18 protein-coding genes, 1 pseudogene and 1 riboswitch are annotated in these 19,693 nt (G+C 35.9%); of the genes and pseudogenes, 13 read left to right on the plus strand and 6 right to left on the minus strand.

The features are described 5' to 3' along the window. Positions 1-5: 5 nt before the first annotated feature. Positions 6-734 (minus strand): amino acid ABC transporter ATP-binding protein, encoded by a 729-nt coding sequence (locus MKY81_RS03000; protein ID WP_066231104.1) that lies wholly within the window; start codon positions 732-734, stop codon positions 6-8. Positions 735-1,008: 274 nt separating this feature from the next. On the opposite strand from MKY81_RS03000, the gene MKY81_RS03005 reads away from it, so the two are divergent. Continuing rightward, positions 1,009-2,157: a 3D domain-containing protein gene (locus MKY81_RS03005; protein WP_244913492.1), complete on the plus strand. Its 1,149-nt coding sequence runs from the start codon at positions 1,009-1,011 to the stop codon at positions 2,155-2,157. A 48-nt stretch (positions 2,158-2,205) separates the two neighbouring features. On the opposite strand, the gene MKY81_RS03010 is transcribed toward MKY81_RS03005, so the two are convergent. Both MKY81_RS03010 and MKY81_RS03015 read right to left on the minus strand, forming a co-directional pair. Beyond that, positions 2,206-3,279: an AI-2E family transporter gene (locus tag MKY81_RS03010; RefSeq protein ID WP_235598306.1), complete on the minus strand. Its 1,074-nt coding sequence runs from the start codon at positions 3,277-3,279 to the stop codon at positions 2,206-2,208. Positions 3,280-3,420: 141 nt separating this feature from the next. Continuing rightward, the gene (locus MKY81_RS03015) at positions 3,421-3,588 is read right to left on the minus strand and encodes a twin-arginine translocase TatA/TatE family subunit (protein WP_181294311.1); all 168 of its coding nucleotides are present in this window, start codon (positions 3,586-3,588) and stop codon (positions 3,421-3,423) included. 168 nt (positions 3,589-3,756) lie between these two features. On the opposite strand from MKY81_RS03015, the pseudogene MKY81_RS03020 reads away from it, so the two are divergent. The 3 genes and pseudogenes from MKY81_RS03020 to MKY81_RS03030 form a co-directional block, all read left to right on the plus strand. After that, positions 3,757-4,794, plus strand: a pseudogene (locus tag MKY81_RS03020) (amino acid permease); the annotation flags it as partial. 89 nt (positions 4,795-4,883) lie between these two features. Further along, positions 4,884-5,075: riboswitch (Lysine riboswitch) on the plus strand. Between the two features lie 100 nt (positions 5,076-5,175). Beyond that, positions 5,176-6,633: an amino acid permease gene (locus MKY81_RS03025; RefSeq protein ID WP_341116684.1), complete on the plus strand. Its 1,458-nt coding sequence runs from the start codon at positions 5,176-5,178 to the stop codon at positions 6,631-6,633. Between the two features lie 86 nt (positions 6,634-6,719). Further along, positions 6,720-7,718: a DUF3231 family protein gene (locus MKY81_RS03030; RefSeq protein ID WP_066225886.1), complete on the plus strand. Its 999-nt coding sequence runs from the start codon at positions 6,720-6,722 to the stop codon at positions 7,716-7,718. A 49-nt stretch (positions 7,719-7,767) separates the two neighbouring features. Here MKY81_RS03030 and MKY81_RS03035 read toward each other — a convergent pair whose 3' ends face one another. Further along, positions 7,768-9,150 carry a glycine--tRNA ligase gene (locus tag MKY81_RS03035; protein WP_066225884.1) on the minus strand — a complete coding sequence of 461 codons (1,383 nt, stop codon included), beginning with the start codon at positions 9,148-9,150 and terminating at the stop codon, positions 7,768-7,770. A 464-nt stretch (positions 9,151-9,614) separates the two neighbouring features. On the opposite strand from MKY81_RS03035, the gene MKY81_RS03040 reads away from it, so the two are divergent. The 8 genes from MKY81_RS03040 (at position 9,615) to MKY81_RS03075 (ending at position 17,092) form a co-directional block, all read left to right on the plus strand. After that, positions 9,615-10,151 (plus strand): YceI family protein, encoded by a 537-nt coding sequence (locus MKY81_RS03040; protein ID WP_341116688.1) that lies wholly within the window; start codon positions 9,615-9,617, stop codon positions 10,149-10,151. Between the two features lie 135 nt (positions 10,152-10,286). Next, a complete protein-coding gene (locus tag MKY81_RS03045; protein ID WP_325948838.1) occupies positions 10,287-10,970 on the plus strand; it encodes a DsbA family protein in 684 nt (227 codons plus the stop codon). Positions 10,971-11,189: 219 nt separating this feature from the next. Beyond that, positions 11,190-12,098 carry a cation diffusion facilitator family transporter gene (locus tag MKY81_RS03050; protein ID WP_181294670.1) on the plus strand — a complete coding sequence of 303 codons (909 nt, stop codon included), beginning with the start codon at positions 11,190-11,192 and terminating at the stop codon, positions 12,096-12,098. Positions 12,099-12,198: 100 nt separating this feature from the next. After that, positions 12,199-13,536: an MFS transporter gene (locus tag MKY81_RS03055; RefSeq protein WP_341118731.1), complete on the plus strand. Its 1,338-nt coding sequence runs from the start codon at positions 12,199-12,201 to the stop codon at positions 13,534-13,536. A gap of 170 nt (positions 13,537-13,706) precedes the next feature. Further along, complete coding sequence (locus MKY81_RS03060) at positions 13,707-14,606, plus strand: ABC transporter ATP-binding protein (protein WP_328018931.1); 900 nt, start codon at positions 13,707-13,709, stop codon at positions 14,604-14,606. Next, positions 14,607-15,344, plus strand: coding sequence for an ABC transporter permease (locus MKY81_RS03065; RefSeq protein ID WP_341116692.1), 738 nt, complete (start codon positions 14,607-14,609; stop codon positions 15,342-15,344). It begins immediately after the preceding gene. 6 nt (positions 15,345-15,350) lie between these two features. Further along, a complete protein-coding gene (locus MKY81_RS03070; protein WP_341116693.1) occupies positions 15,351-16,493 on the plus strand; it encodes a sensor histidine kinase in 1,143 nt (380 codons plus the stop codon). Further along, positions 16,490-17,092: a response regulator transcription factor gene (locus MKY81_RS03075; protein ID WP_108072329.1), complete on the plus strand. Its 603-nt coding sequence runs from the start codon at positions 16,490-16,492 to the stop codon at positions 17,090-17,092. Before MKY81_RS03070 ends, MKY81_RS03075 begins: the two co-directional genes overlap by 4 nt. An 11-nt stretch (positions 17,093-17,103) precedes the next feature. On the opposite strand, the gene MKY81_RS03080 is transcribed toward MKY81_RS03075, so the two are convergent. Continuing rightward, complete coding sequence (locus MKY81_RS03080) at positions 17,104-17,298, minus strand: hypothetical protein (protein ID WP_108072331.1); 195 nt, start codon at positions 17,296-17,298, stop codon at positions 17,104-17,106. 318 nt (positions 17,299-17,616) lie between these two features. Then, a complete protein-coding gene (locus MKY81_RS03085) occupies positions 17,617-18,369 on the minus strand; it encodes an effector binding domain-containing protein (RefSeq protein WP_341116695.1) in 753 nt (250 codons plus the stop codon). Between the two features lie 133 nt (positions 18,370-18,502). Between MKY81_RS03085 and MKY81_RS03090 the strand changes: the two genes are divergently transcribed. Then, positions 18,503-19,687, plus strand: a complete 1,185-nt coding sequence (locus MKY81_RS03090; protein WP_341116696.1) for a hypothetical protein — start codon at positions 18,503-18,505, stop codon at positions 19,685-19,687. Positions 19,688-19,693 lie beyond the last annotated feature (6 nt).

The raw sequence follows: 19,693 nt of genomic DNA on the forward strand, positions 1-19,693 counted from the left end.
TATATTTAATGATTTAACACACGTTTTAAAAAGAGCTGAGCTCGTTCAGCTTGTGGATTGGCAAAAAAGTCAGCAGGCTTGCCTTCCTCCACAATTCGCCCTTCATCCATGAAAACGACACGATTGGCCACTTCTTTAGCAAATCCCATTTCATGTGTGACTACAACCATTGTCATCCCCTCTTGTGCTAAGGATTTCATTACTTCAAGCACTTCCCCAATCATTTCCGGATCTAATGCTGAAGTTGGCTCATCGAACAACATTACTTGTGGTTTCATTGCCAATCCTCTAGCAATTGCTACCCTTTGTTGCTGACCACCTGATAATTGAGAAGGATAGGAATTTGCTTTATCAGGGATTCCTACCTTTTCTAAATAATACATAGCTGTTTCTTCAGCCTTTTTCTTATCTTCGCCGAGGACTTTTATAGGGGCTAAAGTGATATTTTGTAAAACAGTCTTATGAGGATATAGATTAAAATGTTGAAATACCATCCCTATATTTCGGCGTAATTTATTTATATCGGTTTGCTTGTCATTTACTTTAATCCCACTTACGATGAGCTCGCCGTCTGAAATTGTTTCCAGTCGGTTAATGCAGCGTAGCATCGTGCTTTTCCCTGATCCAGATGGACCAATGACAACCACTACTTCACCTTGATTGACTTCAAGATTAATATCTTTTAAAACATGAAATGACCCATAATGCTTATTAACATTTCGAAATGTTATCAATCGAACCCCCCCAATAAATTAAGAAATAGGGAACCTTCTTCTCCCTAAACTATGTTAGTTTCATCTATTTTATACAATCTTCTAAATCCCCATAATAATCTAATATTCGACTTAATTCTCTAAAATCCCTTCTTTATGGTAAAAAATTTTTTCTATTATTTTTAAATAGCTTTACTTACGACAATTTTGATCCGATTAACGATTTAATAGTTTTGTAATCTTCTATACTACTTTTTATGTTATAACTATATATACAGCAGAAAGGGGTTGTATTATGCAAAAAATTAGGCGAGCTATTGTCATACTTATGATGAGCGTTATTTTTATTCCAATGACAATAAAAGCCCAAGCAGAAACAAGTCAAGAAAGCTTGCATAATGTTAAAAAACAAATGCAACAAAATAAGAAAGCCGTCCAAGAAAAGGAAAAGGAAAAAGAAGCCTTAGGCACGGAACTGACTACTTTACAGCAACAATGGCAATCATTACAATCAGAGATTACTACAAATAAAAAAGAGTTAAGTAGTTTAGAAGGTAAAATAAAGGAAACAAATGAAGAGATTGAAAAGAAAAAAGAGGAAATAGTGAAATTGGAAGATCAAGTACTGGCAAGAGAGGATGTTATTAAAAAACGACTCGTTGCTTTACAGGAAAATGATCGTACGAATATCATTATTGATACATTATTAAATTCTGAAAGTATCGGTGACTTTCTTGATCGAGTAAGCGCCGTAGCCGTTTTATTAAAGGCTGATAATCAAATATTGGAACAACAACAAGATGATCTCGATCAAATTGAAAAAGATAAAAAAGAAATTGCCAAAAAAGAAGCGGATTTAAAAAAGGATCAGGAAGCATTAGCTTCTGCTCAGATAAAACTAGAAAATAGTTTACAAGAAAAACAGGATTCTATAACAAATCTTCAATCTAAGTATGCTTCAATTGAAAAAGATATAAAACAATCTAAGAAAAATAATGAGTCGCTTCAATCACAGATAACTACTATTCAAAACACGATTAAAAAAGAGCAGGAAGCAGCTAAGAAAAGAGTAGTGAGTATTACTAAACAAACAAGTTCAAGTTCAAGTTCGAGTACACCTACTCCCCAAAGAAGAAATAATGACAAGCCCAAAAAAGGGAAAGAGCTATACGTAACAGCAACTGCTTATAGCCATGAAGATACGAAAGGAAATATTACTGCATCAGGTTATAACATTAAGGAAAATCCTAATATGAAATTAATTGCAGTCGATCCTTCAGTTATTCCTCTTGGCAAAAAAGTTTGGGTTGAAGGTTATGGTGTTGCGATCGCGGGCGATACGGGAAGTGCCATCATTGGACATAGAATTGATGTACTCAAACCCTCTAGCAAAGAAGCCAAAGCTTGGGGACGGAAAACCGTAAAAATCATTATCTTAAATTAATACTAAAAGAAAGAGCGTTTCCCTTATAGTGGGACCGCTCTTTCTTTATTATTCTTCTATTTTTCTTAAGCGAATTAATTGATAAATATGTAAAACAACAACTTTTAACACAGCGTATGTTGGAATAATCAAAATCATTCCTAATACCCCTGCAAGATTTCCCCCTACTAAAATAAGCAATATAATCGTTAGTGGATGGACATTCAACGTTTTTCCCATTACTTGCGGTGAAACGAGATTGCTTTCAATTTGTTGGGCAACAAACATTACTATAATAACGTAAACCGCCATAATCGGATTTTGGAAGAAAGCGACAATAACTGCTGGTGTTGCCGCAATAAATGGACCGAGAAACGGGATAACATTCGTCGCCATTCCAAATAATGCAAGAATCAACGCATAATCCAATCCAATAATTAAATAGCCAATTAATAAGAGAATCCCTACAACAGAGCTCACAATTAATTGTCCTTGAATATAACCGCCCAATGCCTTATCCATATCGTGTAAAACAGAACGAATTTCCTTTTCTTTCGACTTTGGAAAAAAGCGAGTCACATTCGGCACGAATTTATCACGATCACTTAACATATAGAACAAAATGAACGGAACAATGACGAGTGAGAAAAGGAAACCGAATACGTTACTTAGAACCTTTGCGACAACTGCACCCGTTGATAAAGCGTTCGTTTGTAATTTAGTCGTTACACTGGCAATAATGTCCTTTGCAAATTGAGGAATGTATTCCTGATTTTTTTGCCAATAATTTAATGCGTCCTGCGCTGCCTTTACCATATCTGGTACATTATCTATTAAACGTTTAAATTGATCTTGTAATAATGGACCGACTAATTCAACTACCGTAACAACAATCCCAATTAGCGCAACAAATATGAGCATAATCGCAAGTTTTCTTGGAACTTTCCATCCTTCTAACAGCCTCACAACTGGTCTTGCCAAATAATATAAAATCCCCGAAATGAGAAAAGGAATAAACAAAGTTTGGATAAAAATAACTAGCGGGGTAAATACAAAACTAACTTGATTTAATAGCCAAATGATAACCAGAACGATAATCATCCCAATTCCAATATTCAAAAACTTCTTTTTTATTTTAAACACCCCTATTACCTGCTTTTCTACTATAATAATCAATTTCCCTCTCATATAAAAGAAATATTTCACTATAAATAAAAAAAGCAAAAAACCACAGGTAGTTTCCCTGTGGTTAACGAATGGAGTATGAAGAAATGATCGCCGGAATTATTTCTTTTCGCTTGGATCGTCTTCCATAATTCCTCTCATACCCTTTTTAAATTCTCTTAATGTTTCACCAGCAGCTTTTCCTAGCTTTGGCAATTTAGATGGTCCGAAAATTAACAGAGCAACAACAACAATTAACAGAATTTCTCCGAATCCTAAGTTACCCATTATTTCATCTCCTAAATGTAATTAATCATTCATAATTACAATCACAATAAGTTCTAGGGCTATTTTAATCCTAAATACTTTAATTTTCAAGCAACAAAAAATGGACGTATGGTGAACATTGCTTTCTCCATGTTGTTTTGAATAGAAAAAATAGTAAAAAGCTAAGAAATTCTTTTTACAGGGATAACATTTTTAGCCTATTGGTTTGGAATTGCTCCAAAAGGAAACGAGACGGTCGTTTCACAAATTGCTGCACAAACATTTGGGCGTAATTTCCTTTATTATTTCGTCCAAGGGACAACTGCCTTAATTTTAGTTCTCGCAGCGAATACAGGATTTTCAGCATTTCCGATGTTAGCTTATAGTTTAGCAAGAGATAAATACATGCCCCGCATGTTCTCAATAAGAGGAGATCGTTTAGGTTATTCAAACGGGATCATTTTCTTAAGTATTGCTTCGATTATTCTTATTATTGCTTTTAAAGGGAAAACAGAGCATTTAATTCCTTTATATGCGGTAGGTGTATTCATTCCTTTTACACTTTCCCAAACAGGAATGATCTTGAAATGGATAAGACAAAAGCCTGAGGGATGGGTGATTAAGTTAATTACGAATTTAGTCGGTGCGCTAATTTCATTTCTCGTATTAACGATTCTTTTTGTAACAAAGTTTCATCATGTGTGGGCTGTCGTGATTTTCTTACCAATTGTTGTCTTCATCTTTCATAAAATTAAACGTCATTATGAAGCAGTTGGTGAGCAATTACGTGTATCCCAACCAATTGCCCAAGATATTGAAGGAAACGTGTTTATTGTTCCTATCGCTGGAGTCACAACTGTTGTTGAACGATCCATTAATTATGCAAAATCGTTGACAGATCAAGTAATTGCCGTTTATGTTGCTTTTGATAAAGAAGATGAGAAGAAAATGGAGAAAAAATGGGAAGAGCTAAACAATGGGGTTCGATTAGTGACATTATATTCATCCTATCGAAGCATCATCTATCCATTAAATAAGTTTTTAGAAACTGTTCAGGCTAAAGCTATTAAAAATCATTATATGGTTACAGTCCTTGTTCCTCAATTTATACCGAAAAAAAGATGGCACAATATTTTACACAATCAATCAGCATTATTAATTCGCGCGAGACTTTTATGGAGAAAAGATATTGTCGTTGCTACACTTCCGTATAAATTTAAGAAATAAGCGATTACCAAATTTCTCTATTGCAAAATCGTAAAATTATTTTATAATAGTAAATTGTATAACTTAATAATTAAAAATCCTCATCAAACCGATGGGGTAGAGGTCGCGGCTATTAAGAGTAGGACGGACGAGAAACAAAAGATTTCGATGACTCCGCTTGAAAGGAATAGCTGCCGAAGCTGATACTTCTCTTTTGGATTTATCGGCTGGGGCTGTCTCCAAATAGGAACAGAACTGTCACGTTTATTGATTCCAACTAAACGTGTTGAGCTATCTTCGGAAGGTATGATGCGGGGTGTTACAATGTCGTCAAACCTTTTTTGACGGCATTTTTATTTTCCCCACTCCTTCCAATATTTTTTAAGGGAGTGTAACAACCACATGCAAACATCAATAGAAAACAGCACACAACAGCTTAAACGCAAATTAAAATCCCGACATTTATCAATGATCTCCCTTGGCGGTACAATTGGGACCGGTCTATTTTTGGCCAGCGGCGGTGCCATTCACACAGCTGGTCCTGGTGGAGTTATTGTATCCTACTTATTAATTGGTATTATGGTTTACTTTTTAATGACTAGCCTTGCAGAGATGGCTGCCTTTATGCCTGTTTCCGGAACGTTTAGTACGTATGCTTCAAGATTTGTCGATCCATCACTTGGATTTGCTCTTGGCTGGAACTACTGGTATAACTGGGCGATCACAATTGCTGCAGAATTATCTGCTGTCACGATTATCATGAAGTTTTGGTTTCCTCATACACCATCACTTATTTGGAGCAGTATTTGTTTAGTAATTATGTTTCTATTAAATTATCTATCTGTTAAAGGTTTTGGAGAAGCCGAATTTTGGTTTTCCCTTATTAAAGTCATTACGGTCATCGTATTTATTATTACAGGATTTTTGATGATATTTGGAATTATGGGCGGCGAACCAGTTGGTTTTAAAAACTTTACGATTGGTGATGCACCATTCCATGGTGGATTTATGTCTACGCTTGGGATATTTATGGCTGCGGGATTTTCCTTCCAAGGGACTGAGCTTCTTGGCGTTGCAGCCGGAGAAAGTGACGATCCTGAAAAAAATATTCCAAAAGCCGTTCGTCAAGTATTCTGGCGTATCCTATTGTTTTATGTGTTAGCCATTTTAGTCATTGGTTTACTTATTCCGTATACAGATAAGAACTTAGCAACCGATGATGTCGCAATGAGTCCATTTACAATTATTTTTGATAAAGCGGGAATTGCCTTTGCGGCTTCTGTCATGAATGCCATTATTTTAACAGCTGTATTATCGGCCGGAAATTCAGGAATGTATGCATCGACCCGGATGCTTTGGGATTTAGCTCGTGACGGAAAAGCACCGAAGTTTTTAGCAAAATTAAATAAGAATGGTGTACCTGTGAATGCATTAATTGTCACAGCTTTAGTTGGAACGTTAGCGTTCTTAGCCTCCTTCTTCGGTGATGGAGTCGTCTATGTTTGGTTACTGAATGCTTCAGGGATGTCCGGTTTTATTGCATGGCTCGGCATTGCCATCAGCCATTATCGATTCCGAAAAGCATATGTAGCTCAAGGAAAGGACTTAAATGATTTACCTTATCGTGCTAAGTTGTTCCCATTTGGTCCTATTTTCGCCTTCGTTCTCTGCGCGTTTGTCATCCTTGGTCAAAACTATTCTGCCTTTTTAGGAGATAAAATTGATTGGACAAGTGTTTTAGTATCGTATATTGGATTACCACTATTTATTGTTGTATGGTTGAGCTACAAATTTATTAAAAAAACGAGAATCGTTCCACTTGAACAGTGTGATTTCAGTACTGAAAAATATATTAATTAAATCAGACCGTCTTTAGACGGTCTTTCTTATTTCAAGTATAAAAATAGATATGACATCAAAATATAAGAAAAAGGAGTGATGACCTAATGGCGGAAAAACATATACGATTAACTAGCGCCGAAATCGGTAGCCTTTGGTCTACCTACATGAACAGTACAATGACTCGCTGTCTTCTTATTTATTTTCTGCATCATATAAAAGACCAAGAGATGAAAGATATGCTTCAAAATACATTAGATTCCACTAATTTACGGATAAAGAGACTCAACTCTATCTTTTCTCAAGAAAAACTACCTGTTCCAAACGGGTTTACCGATAAGGATATTGACTTAACCGCTCCACCCCTTTTCTACGATCCTTTCGCTTTAAGCTTTTTATATAATTTGGCGAGAATGGATATGATTTTTTATTCGTTTGCACTTGTGAATTTATCAAGAAAAGACATGATTGCATTCTTTACTGATTCCCTCCAGGGGGCCTCTAAACTGTACGGGGATTCAACAGCTTTATTGTTGTCGAAAGGGCTTTATGACAGACCGCCGAATATTCCATACCCGACAGAAGTAAATTATATTGAAACTTCATCATACATAAGCGGGTTACTGTATAAAGACAGACCGTTAAACGTAAATGAACTAACGGAAATTTTCTACAATATTGAACGAAATTACTTTTCAATAGTGCTATGTACAGGGCTATTACAGGTAGTTAAGGATAAAGAAATTAAAAACTATATTAAAAAAGGCAAGGATATCTCATTAAAACAAATCGATTATTTTAATGAATTATTAAAGGCTGAAGATCTTCTCGGAATTGTATCGGTTAACATGGAAGTGACCGATTCTAAGATTTCCCCTTTTTCAAATAAGCTAATTATGAATTTGTTTAATGTATTAAATGCTATTGATATTACTTTAATTGGCCATGCATTATCCGGTTCATTACGAACCGATTTATCAGGAGAATATAGCAAGCTAATTGGAGAAATTTTATTATATTTGAAAAAAGGATTTAAGCTAGCGGTAGAACGAAAATGGTTGGAAGAACCTCCTTCCGTTCCTAATAGGAAAAAACTTGAAAAGTAAATTAAAAAGAGGGCTCCAAAATTTCATCAGTTGGGGCCCTTCTTTTTTATTAAAATTGAATTTTTTCTTCTAAGAAGCTTTTTAATTCCGAAATTGGCAATCGTGTTTGTTCCATTGTATCGCGATCACGAACGGTTACCATATGGTCTTCCTTCGAGTCAAAATCATAGGTGATACAGAACGGTGTACCAATTTCATCTTGACGACGATAACGTTTACCGATTGAGCCTGTCTCATCGAAATCTACCATGAATTGTTTTGCAAGATCAGCAAAAATTTCGCGCGCTTCATCAGATAGCTTTTTCGATAATGGCAAGATAGCTGCTTTGTATGGTGCAAGAGCCGGATGTAAATGCATCACTGTTCTTGATGTACCATCTTCTAATGCTTCTTCTTCGTAAGAATCGATTAAATAAGCAAGTGTCACCCGATCAGCTCCAAGTGATGGTTCAATACAATAAGGTACAAATCTTTCATTAGTCTCTTGATCTAAATAAGTGAAATCCTCACCTGAGAATTGCATATGTTGTTTTAAGTCATAATCTGTTCTAGATGCAATACCCCATAATTCTCCCCAGCCAAATGGGAATTTATATTCAAAATCAGTCGTTGCATTACTATAGTGTGATAGCTCATCTTCAGAGTGATCACGAAGACGAAGATTTTCTTCTTTTATTCCTAATGAAAGCAACCATTTCTTCGCAAACTCTTTCCAATAATCAAACCACTTTAATTCTTCGCCAGGTTTACAGAAGAATTCGAGCTCCATTTGTTCAAATTCACGTGTTCGGAATGTAAAGTTACCTGGTGTAATTTCATTACGGAAGCTTTTACCAATTTGGGCAATACCAAACGGTAGCTTTTTACGCATCGTACGTTGAACATTTTTAAAGTTTACGAAAATACCTTGTGCTGTTTCAGGACGAAGGAAAATTTCATTCGTACTTGTTTCAGTTACGCCTTGGAAAGTTTTAAACATTAAGTTAAATTGACGAATTCCAGTGAAGTCCTTGCTGCCACATTCAGGACAAGCAATGTCATATTCTTTCATTAGTTCTTCCATTTTTTCAAATGGGAGGCCGTCTACGATAATTTCTTCACCTTTTTCTTCTGCTGCGTTTTCGATTAATTTATCTGCACGGTGTCTTGCTTTACACTTTTTACAATCAATCATTGGGTCGTTGAAGTTTCCAATATGACCTGATGCTTCCCATGTTCTTGGGTTCATTAAAATAGCAGAGTCAAGACCGACATTATATGGGGATTCCTGAACAAACTTTTTCATCCAAGCCTTTTTAATATTGTTTTTCAATTCTGTTCCAAGAGGACCATAATCCCATGTGTTTGCAAGTCCTCCATATATTTCTGAACCTGGAAATACAAATCCGCGATGCTTCGCATGTGAAACGATTTGTTCCATATTTACTGACATAGTCGATTCTCTCCTTTATTATAAAAATCAAAAAGCTCCCATCCTCAGGCAATGATTGCCTGGGGACGAGAGCTGTACTCACGCGGTTCCACCCCAGTTGATGTACAAAACAAGCACATCCACTTTCAAGACACGACTCCAGATTGCCGTTTCACTAAAACATCTTATCAGGCTTACACCATCCCTGATTCGCTTTAGAAGACAATTTTTAGCTACTATAGATCCTTCAACGTCGTCTATGTTTTTTTATGATTATATTACATAAAGGAAGGGAAGAAGTCAATGGACGGTGAATTTAATTAGAGTCCCTTCACTTAACTAACTATAAAAAAGTAATTTAATTTCATTTTTATATAAAAATGAATTGACAAATACCATAGAAAAAAATATAATTAATTTAAATCATTAAGTATATTTTATATAGCAACTTACATTAAGTTATTAAATAAATGGAGGAATGAAAAATGACAATTTCTAAATGGACAGTTGATACAGCACATAGTAGTATTGATTTTTCTGTAAAACATATGATGGTATCTAAAGTGAAAGGCGCTTTCCAACAATTCAACGCAAGTGTTGAAGCCGATCCAACTGATTTAACAACAGCAACTATTGACTTCAACATCGATGTAGCAAGTATTGATACTCGCAATAGCGATCGTGATAACCATTTGCGTTCAGCAGATTTCTTTGATGTTGAAAACTATCCAACAATGACATTTAAATCAACAAACATTACAAAAACGGATGATGATGAATATAAAGTAACCGGTGATGTTACTCTTCATGGAGTTACACGTTCAGAAACATTCTCTGTTACATTTGAAGGCCTAGCTAAAGATCCGATGAGCGGTGCAGAAAAAGTAGGTTTCAGTGCAACAGGAAAACTAAAACGTAGTGACTATGGCTTAACATGGAATGCGGCTCTAGAAACTGGCGGTGTTTTAGTTGGTGATGAAATAAAAGTGGCGATTGAAATCGAAGCTGCTAAAGAAGCGTAATAAAAAGGTGTCTTCGGGCACCTTTTTTATATTTTACAAAATAGTGACATAATAGGTATTTTCTTGACGTCCTTATTCATCTTATGTAAAACTATCTCTAATTACAAAACCAATATTTTATAAAGGTGTGCAAATATGTCGAAAACAAATACGAACAAATCCAGTAGTTCATTTTTTTGGATTGTAGTCATCATTGCAGTTGCTTTGCTTGCATTAATTATATTTTTAAGTAAATCTTCGGACAAACCTGAAAAAAGCGAAGCATTTAATTTTGATTACAGCAACCAACCTTTCGAAGGTGATGAAAAAGCTCCCGTCGAAATTGTTGAATTCGGTGACTATAAATGTCCGGTATGTAAACAATTTAATGAAAGTGTTTACCCGGTTATTCAAAAGGAATTTGTTGATACAGGAAAAGCTAAATTTTACTTTATGAACTTTCCTTTTATTAATACGGATTCCCATCGCTCCGCGGAGTTTGCAGAAACGGTCTACAAAGTACTAGGCAATGAAACATTTTGGAAGTTCCATCATCTTCTTTACAGCAAACAACCAAAAGATGAGAAGTACGAAAAAGTGGATTACTTTAAACTAGACTTCCTTAAAAAGACATTAGCGGAGATTTCAAGTGACAAAGACGTTAAAAAAGTTGAAGAAGCCTTTAATAATAAGGTGTACAAAGATGCTATAAACAAAGACAAATCCTATGTGACTGAGTTAGGGATTAATTCAACGCCAACCCTATTTATTAATGGTAAGGAATTTACCGGAAAAAGCTATGAAGAATTTATTCAACAAGTACAGGATGCGGCTAAATAAACAATTCGTTTAAAACAGGTTAGTATAAACTAACCTGTTTTTTATAATTTCTGGAAAAAACGTGAATACTAATTTAGTTCTTATATTTTTCATAGAGGAAACATTTTTAGTTAAACTTTAAAACGATTGATGGGAACAACTATCTTGCTCTAGACCCACCAATACTAGGTTTGTTATGATTACAAGGGTGTTTTAGACTTTCTTCGATTGGAGTGATACATATTGGGGACAAGAGAGTCGATTGCGAAAAAAATTGCTTGGATCAGTGTTTGGAGTAATATTTTATTAACGATTGGAAAGATGGTTATCGGATGGTTTGCTCACAGTGATGCAGTATTCGCTGACGGGATTCACTCTGCAGCGGATGTTTTTGCCTCCGTTATCGTCTTATTAGTCATAAAAATTGCCAATAAACCGGCCGATAAAGAGCACCCCTATGGCCACGGAAAGGCAGAAGTAATCGTTTCAGGAATTGTTGGTATCTTATTATTTTTAGTTGCTATTTATATCGTTTACGAAGGCATTGCCGGTTTCTTCCACCCTATTGAAACACCGAATATGTTAGCTATGTGGGTTGCAATTTTTTCCTTTATTTTCAAGGATTTTTTATATCGATCTTCCATGAAAGTTGCTAAAGCAAATAATAGTAAAGCGATTGAAGCCATTGCTTTAGATCATAAAGCAGATATTGTCGCTTCTTTTGCAGCAGCGGCCGGAGTAATATTATCGATTCTCGGAGATAAACTCGGACTTGACATTTTATTATACGGAGATAAAGTAGCTAGTATTTTTGTTGCCATTTTAATATTTAAAATTTCTAAAGAAATGCTCAGCGAAGCATTTAACATTCTTCTTGAACGTAATATTGATGTTGAAACACTTCAAGATTTTGTCTCCATCATTTCAGAGTTTCATGACGTAAGGAGGATAGATAAAATTCGTGCGAGAGATCATGGGCATTACATACTCGTTGATTTAAGAATCTCCATTGATCATGATAAAACGATAAAAGAAGGCCACGATCTTTCCCATGAAATCAAACATTCACTAATGAGTAAATATGATAATATTCAGGAAGTACTTATTCATTTGAATCCTTACTATTCTCAAGAAGAGAAACAAGACTAAATTTAGTCTTGTTTTTATTTTTGTAAAATTTATGTAAAGAAAAAGGAGATTTTCTTATATACATGGAATGAAAACATTATTAAAGAAAGTAGGTGAGCGAATGTCCAGTAATTCTGTTAAACAATTAGGTAATCATAAGGAACAAGGTTTTTCAGCTTGGAAGCTATTTTTTTCACTACCCATTCTGTCATGGGCCTTATATGACTTTGCGAATACGATTTTTTCCTCTAACATCAATACGATTTTCTTTCCTTTATTTTTAGAACATACAGTTGGCGGAAATCCCGTCACAAATCAAATTGCCAGCACATTTATTTCGTATGCCAATGCCGTGGCCAGCTTCTTCTTAGTCATCTTTTCACCGCTTTTTGGAACAACGATTGACCGGACAGGAAAAAAGAAAATTTGGATTTTCTGGTTTACATTAATTACAGTTTTAGGCACTCTCTCCATGGGAATTTTCGCATATTTCCAAGTACCCGGAAAATGGTTTAACCTTCCTATTTCGCTTGTTCTCGTCATCATTTCATTTGTTATTGCTAAATTCTTTTACCACTCCAGTCTTGTTTTTTATGATACGATGATTTCCGATTTAGCTCATAAATCATATATACCTTTAATCTCCGGATTTGGTGTAGCTGTTGGATATGTTGGAACATTACTTGGATTATGTGTATACCCACTTGTCGGGGATAATAAATACTATATTGCTTTTCTAGCTACCGGAATTTTGTTCTTGATTTTCGCCCTTCCCTTTTTCTTTTTTACTAAGGAGAAAAGAAAAGTTCAAACAAGGGTGGCGGGGAGTTTTTTATCTGGATATAAGGATATCTTAGCAACCTTTAAAGAAATGAAAAAATATCGGGCTGTTTTTACGTTCATGATTTCATATTTTTTCCTAAATGATGCGATCGCAACCGCTATTGCCATGATGGCTATTTATACGAAGGCAGTGGTCGGCTTTACGACCGGGGAATTTATTTTGCTTTACTTAGTTTCAACGGTTTCCAGTATAATCGGTTCTTTTATCTTTGGATATATCACTAAAGCAAAAGGTGCAAAGCAGGCGGTATTATATGTTGGCCTCTTAATGTGTCTTGCCTTGCTTGTCGGCAGCATTGCAACTGCTAAATCAATGTTCTGGATTGCAGGAAGTATGTTCGGGATTAGCCTCGGCGCCATGTGGGTGACATCAAGAACGTATATAGTTGAGCTAAGTCCCGAAAATAAACGAGGACAATTCTTCGGATTATTTGCCTTTTCCGGAAAAGTCTCTTCTATTATCGGTCCTCTATTATATGGATCGATTACTTGGGCCTTTGCAAGTTACGGAAATATAGCTAGCCGTCTAGCTATGGGATCACTTATTATCATGACACTCATCGGAATATTGGTCCTTTTGAAGGTGAAAAGTTCGAGAAATGAAGCGAATGGTTGACCACTTGGGAATTTCAAGTGGTCTTTTTTGTGCGATTTAATTCTAGATGTTACCTGCCCATTCCTTTTTCAATATGACAATTGTCATCTTACGATCATGACATCCTCTACTACTACTCACTCGCCAATCTTAATAAACTAAGATTATAAGTTATGGAGGTGTCGCGAATAATGAATGAAATTGTGAGCGTTAAAAATGTGTCAAAGTCTTTTCATCATAAACATGCGGTTAAGGATGTTTCTTTTTCAATAAATAGGGGTGAGGTTGTAGCGATTCTTGGACCAAATGGTGCAGGAAAAACTACGACTATCTCAATGATGCTAGGATTATTAAAACCGACAGCTGGCGAAGTCCGGTTATTCAATCAGCATCCGAATGAAATAAAGGTACGTGAACAGCTCGGAATCATGCTACAAGAGGTAAGTGTGATGAATGGTTTAAAGGTGCGAGAATTACTGGAATTAATCCGACAATACTATCCAAACCCTTTGTCCATGGAAGAATTAATATCCTTTACAGGTTTAACCGACAACGATTTAAAAACTCTTGCTGAAAAACTATCCGGTGGGCAAAAACGAAGACTTAGCTTTGCGTTAGCTCTTGCGGGAAATCCTGAGTTAGTCATCCTAGATGAACCGACAGTGGGAATGGATATTACTTCCCGCAATCGATTTTGGAAAACGGTACAACTTTTAGCTGATAGTGGGAAAACGATTATTTTTACCACACATTACCTTCAAGAAGCAGATGATGTGGCACAAAGAATTATTTTATTTAATAAAGGGAGCGTTATTGCGGATGGAACACCTTCAGAAATAAAAGCAAGTTTAACTAAGCAATTTGTATCGTTTCAGACAAACTCCGAATCTTTTACTAAACTTTATAGGCATTCAATTATTACAAATATTTTCGAAAAAAATGACAGAGTCTTCCTACAAACAGAGGATACAGATGCCGTATTGGCTCTACTTTTTAAAGAAAATATTGATGCCTATAATATTCAGATTGAACGTGGAAAATTGGAAGAAGCATTTGAGCAATTGACTACTGAACATAAGGAGGTTATTTAATTGAAATTAATCCGGTTACAATGTAAAGCTGAAATCTTACGAGTATTACGAAATCCTTATTTCGTGTTCTGGTCCCTTCTCATGCCGATCGTTTTCTATTTTATTTTTACAAAAGTCGTTAATACAGGTGCTGGTGATCAAAGTGCATGGCATGCCCACTATTTAATGTCGATGACCACATTTAGCGTCATGGGTTCCTCCATCATGACTCTCGGTATTCGTATCGTTCAAGAAAGAGCCCACGGCTGGTCAACTTTTATGAGATTGACTCCGCTGCCCGATTCAATCTACTTTTTGGGTCAAATGATTGGTCAAACGGTGATTCATGTTCTTTCAATCATCGTTATCTTCGTAGCCGGTGCACTTATTAATGGGGTTGCCTTATCAGCCTCTGAATGGTTACTGAGTGGACTTTGGATATTAATTGGTTCCATTCCGTTTCTTGCACTAGGTACAATTATCGGTGCGATGCGAAAAGTAGAAACAGCTGCAGGTGTGAGTAATGTCCTATATATGATCTTAGCAATTTCAGGCGGGATGTGGATGCCTATAGAAGTCATGCCGAAAATCATGCAATCCATCGGAAAATGGCTTCCATCCTACAATTTTGGGAATGGCGCATGGGAAATCGTTCGAGGTAATTTACCAAATTGGAAAAATATTATTATTTTACTCTGTTATTTAATAATTTTCATGCTACTATCAAAATATATAAGACGTAAACAAGAAGCGGTGTGATGATGAGTGATCGGCTTTCTTAAAAATAAGAAATTTCACGTGTTCCCTAAACGTTATGGATTTTTTCCCTATATATTTTTAGCGTATTTAGCTCTTCCTGTTCCCTATTTGGTTAATTCGTCAGGTATAAAGAAAATCATTGGTTTTGCATTATTATGCCTATTTCTAATTACTTACCGCCAATTATACGCCACATCCAGAAAAGTGTTTGTCTTTACCTATTGGCTAGTTTTACAAATGGGAATCGTTTTTTGCTTTAGCCTATTCTATGATCCGAATTTATTGTTTATGGGCTTCTTTCCCGCTAATTTTATCGGCTGGTATTGTGATAAGAAAAAGTTCAATACCATGTTAATTTGCTTTGCTTTATTTGAGCTAGTCCCAGCCTTTTATCATGGCCTCTTTGTTTCATCTAGCTCTCTACACTTTTTGCCATTTTTAGCCATCATGATTTTAACACCCTTTGGGATTCGTTCAATGAATCAACGAATGGAACTTGAAAAGCAACTAGATCTAGCCAATGAAACAATTAAAGAGTTAGTAAAAAGAGAGGAACGGACACGGATTGCACGGGATTTACATGATACTCTTGGTCATACACTTTCTCTCATTACGTTAAAAAGTCAGCTCGTTGAAAGATTAACCAAAATCGACCCGGAAAGAGCACAGATCGAGGCGAAGGAAATTGAAAGAACATCAAGATCTGCCTTAAAGCAAGTTCGTGAACTCGTTTCGAATATGCGGGCCATTACTATTGCAGAAGAACTCATACATGTTCAAGAAATTTTGGAAGCGGCAGGAGTTGCTTATCATCACCAAGGGATAAATGACGTGTCTGATATTCCTCCCCTTTCACAAAATATTCTCAGCATGTGCTTACGTGAAGCGGTTACAAATGTTGTAAAACATAGTAAAGCAAAAAACTGTTCTATTACTATTTTAACTTCTACTGAAAGCCTACATCTCGTCGTAAAAGATGATGGTATCGGCTTGAAAAATAAAGGATTAGACGGGAATGGTTTGAAAGGGATGGAGGAACGACTCTCACTTATTGATGGCGTACTCACACTTTCAACTCAAAAAGGCACACATTTAGAAATGAAAATACCTATCATTCAAAAAATAAAGAAAGAAGGTGCCGCAATATGATACGTATTTTTATCGCAGAGGATCAACGGATGTTGCTTGGGGCACTTGGATCATTACTAAATCTTGAGGAGGATATGGAAGTTGTTGGTCAAGCAACAAATGGAGAGGAAGCACTTGCTTCAATACTCAAGCTCGATCCCGATGTTTGTCTAATGGATATTGAAATGCCTGTAAAAAATGGATTAGATGTCGCTTCAGCCCTCAAAAAGTTAAATATTGCATCCAAAATTATTATTCTTACTACCTTTGCACGACCTGGATATTTCGAACGCGCGGTGAAAATCGGGGTAGATGGATACTTATTAAAAGACGGTTCGATCGAAGATTTATCTGATGCGATACACAAAGTCATGTCCGGCAAACGTGTGTTTAGTCAAGAATTAATGTTTGATATTATTAGGGAAGAAAATCCTTTGACCCCTCGTGAACAAGAAATTTTAAGACTCGTAGCTTCAGGTAAAACAACGAAAGAAATAACAGCCATCCTATTTCTTTCATCAGGGACCGTAAGAAACTATGTTTCTGAAATTATTCAAAAACTAGATGCAAAAAATCGTATGGAAGCAATAAGCATCGCACAAAATAAAGGATGGATATAGAGAGGAAATTTTCAAACAAGATTGCATACACTTAGCCAAAGTGTATGGGATGCCCCATCATTATTTGGTTTGTAAACACTTGTAACAGAATTTTGATGTTCAATTGCTTTAATCCGGCCTTTTGGGTATTTCGGGATTGATGGTTCTTGCTCAAGTTCCTGCATGTGGCGCTTTCGGGCACTTTGAGATTGATGGTTCTTGTTCAAGTTCTCGCATCCGACTCTTTCGGGCACTTCGCGATTGATGGGTCTTGTTCAAATTCCCGCATACGGCTCTTTCGGGCACTTCGCGATTGATGGGTCTTGTTCAAGTTCCCGCATCCGACTCTTTCGGGCACTTTGTGGCAAGACCTTTCTCTCATCTTCCAGCAACCCTCCCTTTAGAGAATTTCGTGACCAATGCTCCATGCTCATCTTCCCGAATCGGAGTCTTTCGGGCATTTGATAAATGTTATTTCTCACCAAGTGCCCGTATGCCCCTTCTAGGATTGCCTCTGAATTTCGTTGGATCGGCCACTTAAAATTTCATCGTTGTATAGCAATATATATGTCAACTTGTGAATGGCCCGGGTCCGAACAACGCTCATCATAAAGTTCAAAGTCGCCACTATACGTACGCCTCACCCCTGTTGTTTCAAACCACTTCCAAATATCCAACCACGCCATCTGGACGATATCTGTAATTTTCCCTACCTTAGTAGTAAACACAGCATAGTGAGAAGCTGGGACTGTTTTCACCACCAGCCCATCAGGAATTTTTTCTCCATGTTTGACCATTGCTCCAATCGAAAAATCATAATCCCCTGTAACATCGCTCTCGTAGTCCGAGTATAGTGCAACCGTTTCTTTTGAATCCAATTGATTTGGAATTTTAGCAGCAACTCCCTGGCCATAATATTTGCTCCACATCATTGGAATTTTTCCATTTGGCTTAGACTCATTTGCATTGTTTGTGCGTGTGCTTATTCCAGTAAAAGTAAATCCGTCTAATGTTTTGAATATTGGCTGCATCAGTTCTTCTTCATCTCTCCAGCGTTTTAAAAATGGCATCGTTTTTTGTAGAATAGATAACGCCTCTTCTTTTTCCATACCATCCTCCACCATGTATGGAACACAAATTTCAATCATTTCCGCCACGGTTAAATTCGGTTGTTTAAACGCACCTCCTTCATAGCAATAAATACAATAATCAACACTCTTATGACCATTGATTTCAGTCCCAAAAATAGAATCCTCAGTAATTGGCATTCCACAGCTTTGGCAAAAAACTTGATTCATTTCCCTTACCTCCTTTTTTCCTTATTATAAAAAACCGAACATGACATCTATCTGTCATGTTTGATTTTTTATTTTACGACTTTGAAGGAAATTTTTATTTATAAAGTGAATAGTAACTTTTAGGAGGGATTGTATGCACGAAGTAAAAGTAAGAGATATGATGAAAAATATTAATTTAGAATATTACTGGCCGAATTTTAAATCCGTTGCCTATTGTCTGTATAATAGTGAAACCGTCTATCTTTATAACCACCCGAACTATCCGTCTGATAATATTTTTCCATGGAATGAACTGTTTAGTGCTGACTCGCTAATATTATATGAAGATTTTCCTACCGCAATTGTTAACATTGATCGTTACAACGATAGTGAAACGATCTATTCACTAATCGTTCATGAATTGTTTCATGGATATCAATACTTATATAACGAGTCGAGATTTCCAAACGAATTGCTCGGTGTTCAGTATCCTATACTTCTAGAAAATATTGAGTTAAGAAATAAGGAAAGAAGATTACTCTATCAAGCTTTATTAGAGTCAAACGCAGAAGCTAGAAATCAATTATTGAATACATTTATTTTTATGAGGGAAAAAAGAAAAGAAATAATTGGAGAATATGCTCAGTACGAATTTCTTATAGAAAGTGTGGAAGGTCCTGCATGGTATGTAGAATCAAAAGCATTACAAAAAGCTAGTATTCTTCCATTTGATGAAATATTGAAAACATATAGTTCGAAATTTTTGGATGAATATAGATCAAATTTACAAATTCGTGTAAGTTGTTATGGCTCCGGTATGTTTCTTTGCCTTTTACTTGATCAGCTTACCGAGGAATGGAAAGAGGCGTTTACCCAATCGACGAAGACCTTATATGAATTTTTTAAGGAGTATATTGTCATTCAACCTCCCTATCCATTGGAGCTTTCACCTAATGAAAAATCAATGATTATTTATAATTATGTAAAAGGTGAAAAAGAAAAGGTCATTGAATCCTTTATTAATACTATAGGCTTCCATCTTTTTATAGAAGGAAATATGACGGTTACTGCTTTTGACCCAATGAATATTGTATCCTCCAATAATCATTTACTGCATCAAAATTTTATCAAGTTAAAAATAACTGGGAAAGACTACTATATTACACAACCTGTCCTTACGAGGTTTACCGAAAAGATTCAAACAATTAATCATCTTCATCTCATTTTAGAAAAGGAACCTACTATCTTAAACAATCATATTGAGATTGATGGAATTGGAAAAATTGAAGGCTCTTATGAGGAAGATACACATGTATTAAAGGTGTCAGAAAAAGGATAATCCTCT

The organism is Heyndrickxia sp. FSL W8-0423, from assembly GCF_038009395.1.
Classification (GTDB): Bacteria; Bacillota; Bacilli; order Bacillales; family Bacillaceae_C; genus Heyndrickxia; species Heyndrickxia sporothermodurans.

What these genes read in the sequence shown, in the direction of transcription:
- MKY81_RS03035 (WP_066225884.1), bottom strand. Translation starts at nt 9,150, where the DNA reads ATGTCAGTAAATATGGAACAAATCGTTTCACATGCGAAGCATCGCGGA.
- MKY81_RS03040 (WP_341116688.1), top strand. Translation starts at nt 9,615, where the DNA reads ATGACAATTTCTAAATGGACAGTTGATACAGCACATAGTAGTATTGAT.
- MKY81_RS03090 (WP_341116696.1), top strand. Translation starts at nt 18,503, where the DNA reads ATGCACGAAGTAAAAGTAAGAGATATGATGAAAAATATTAATTTAGAA.
- MKY81_RS03030 (WP_066225886.1), top strand. Translation starts at nt 6,720, where the DNA reads ATGGCGGAAAAACATATACGATTAACTAGCGCCGAAATCGGTAGCCTT.
- MKY81_RS03075 (WP_108072329.1), top strand. Translation starts at nt 16,490, where the DNA reads ATGATACGTATTTTTATCGCAGAGGATCAACGGATGTTGCTTGGGGCA.
- MKY81_RS03005 (WP_244913492.1), top strand. Translation starts at nt 1,009, where the DNA reads ATGCAAAAAATTAGGCGAGCTATTGTCATACTTATGATGAGCGTTATT.
- MKY81_RS03060 (WP_328018931.1), top strand. Translation starts at nt 13,707, where the DNA reads ATGAATGAAATTGTGAGCGTTAAAAATGTGTCAAAGTCTTTTCATCAT.
- MKY81_RS03015 (WP_181294311.1), bottom strand. Translation starts at nt 3,588, where the DNA reads ATGGGTAACTTAGGATTCGGAGAAATTCTGTTAATTGTTGTTGTTGCT.
- MKY81_RS03025 (WP_341116684.1), top strand. Translation starts at nt 5,176, where the DNA reads ATGCAAACATCAATAGAAAACAGCACACAACAGCTTAAACGCAAATTA.
- MKY81_RS03045 (WP_325948838.1), top strand. Translation starts at nt 10,287, where the DNA reads ATGTCGAAAACAAATACGAACAAATCCAGTAGTTCATTTTTTTGGATT.
- MKY81_RS03055 (WP_341118731.1), top strand. Translation starts at nt 12,199, where the DNA reads ATGTCCAGTAATTCTGTTAAACAATTAGGTAATCATAAGGAACAAGGT.
- MKY81_RS03085 (WP_341116695.1), bottom strand. Translation starts at nt 18,369, where the DNA reads ATGAATCAAGTTTTTTGCCAAAGCTGTGGAATGCCAATTACTGAGGAT.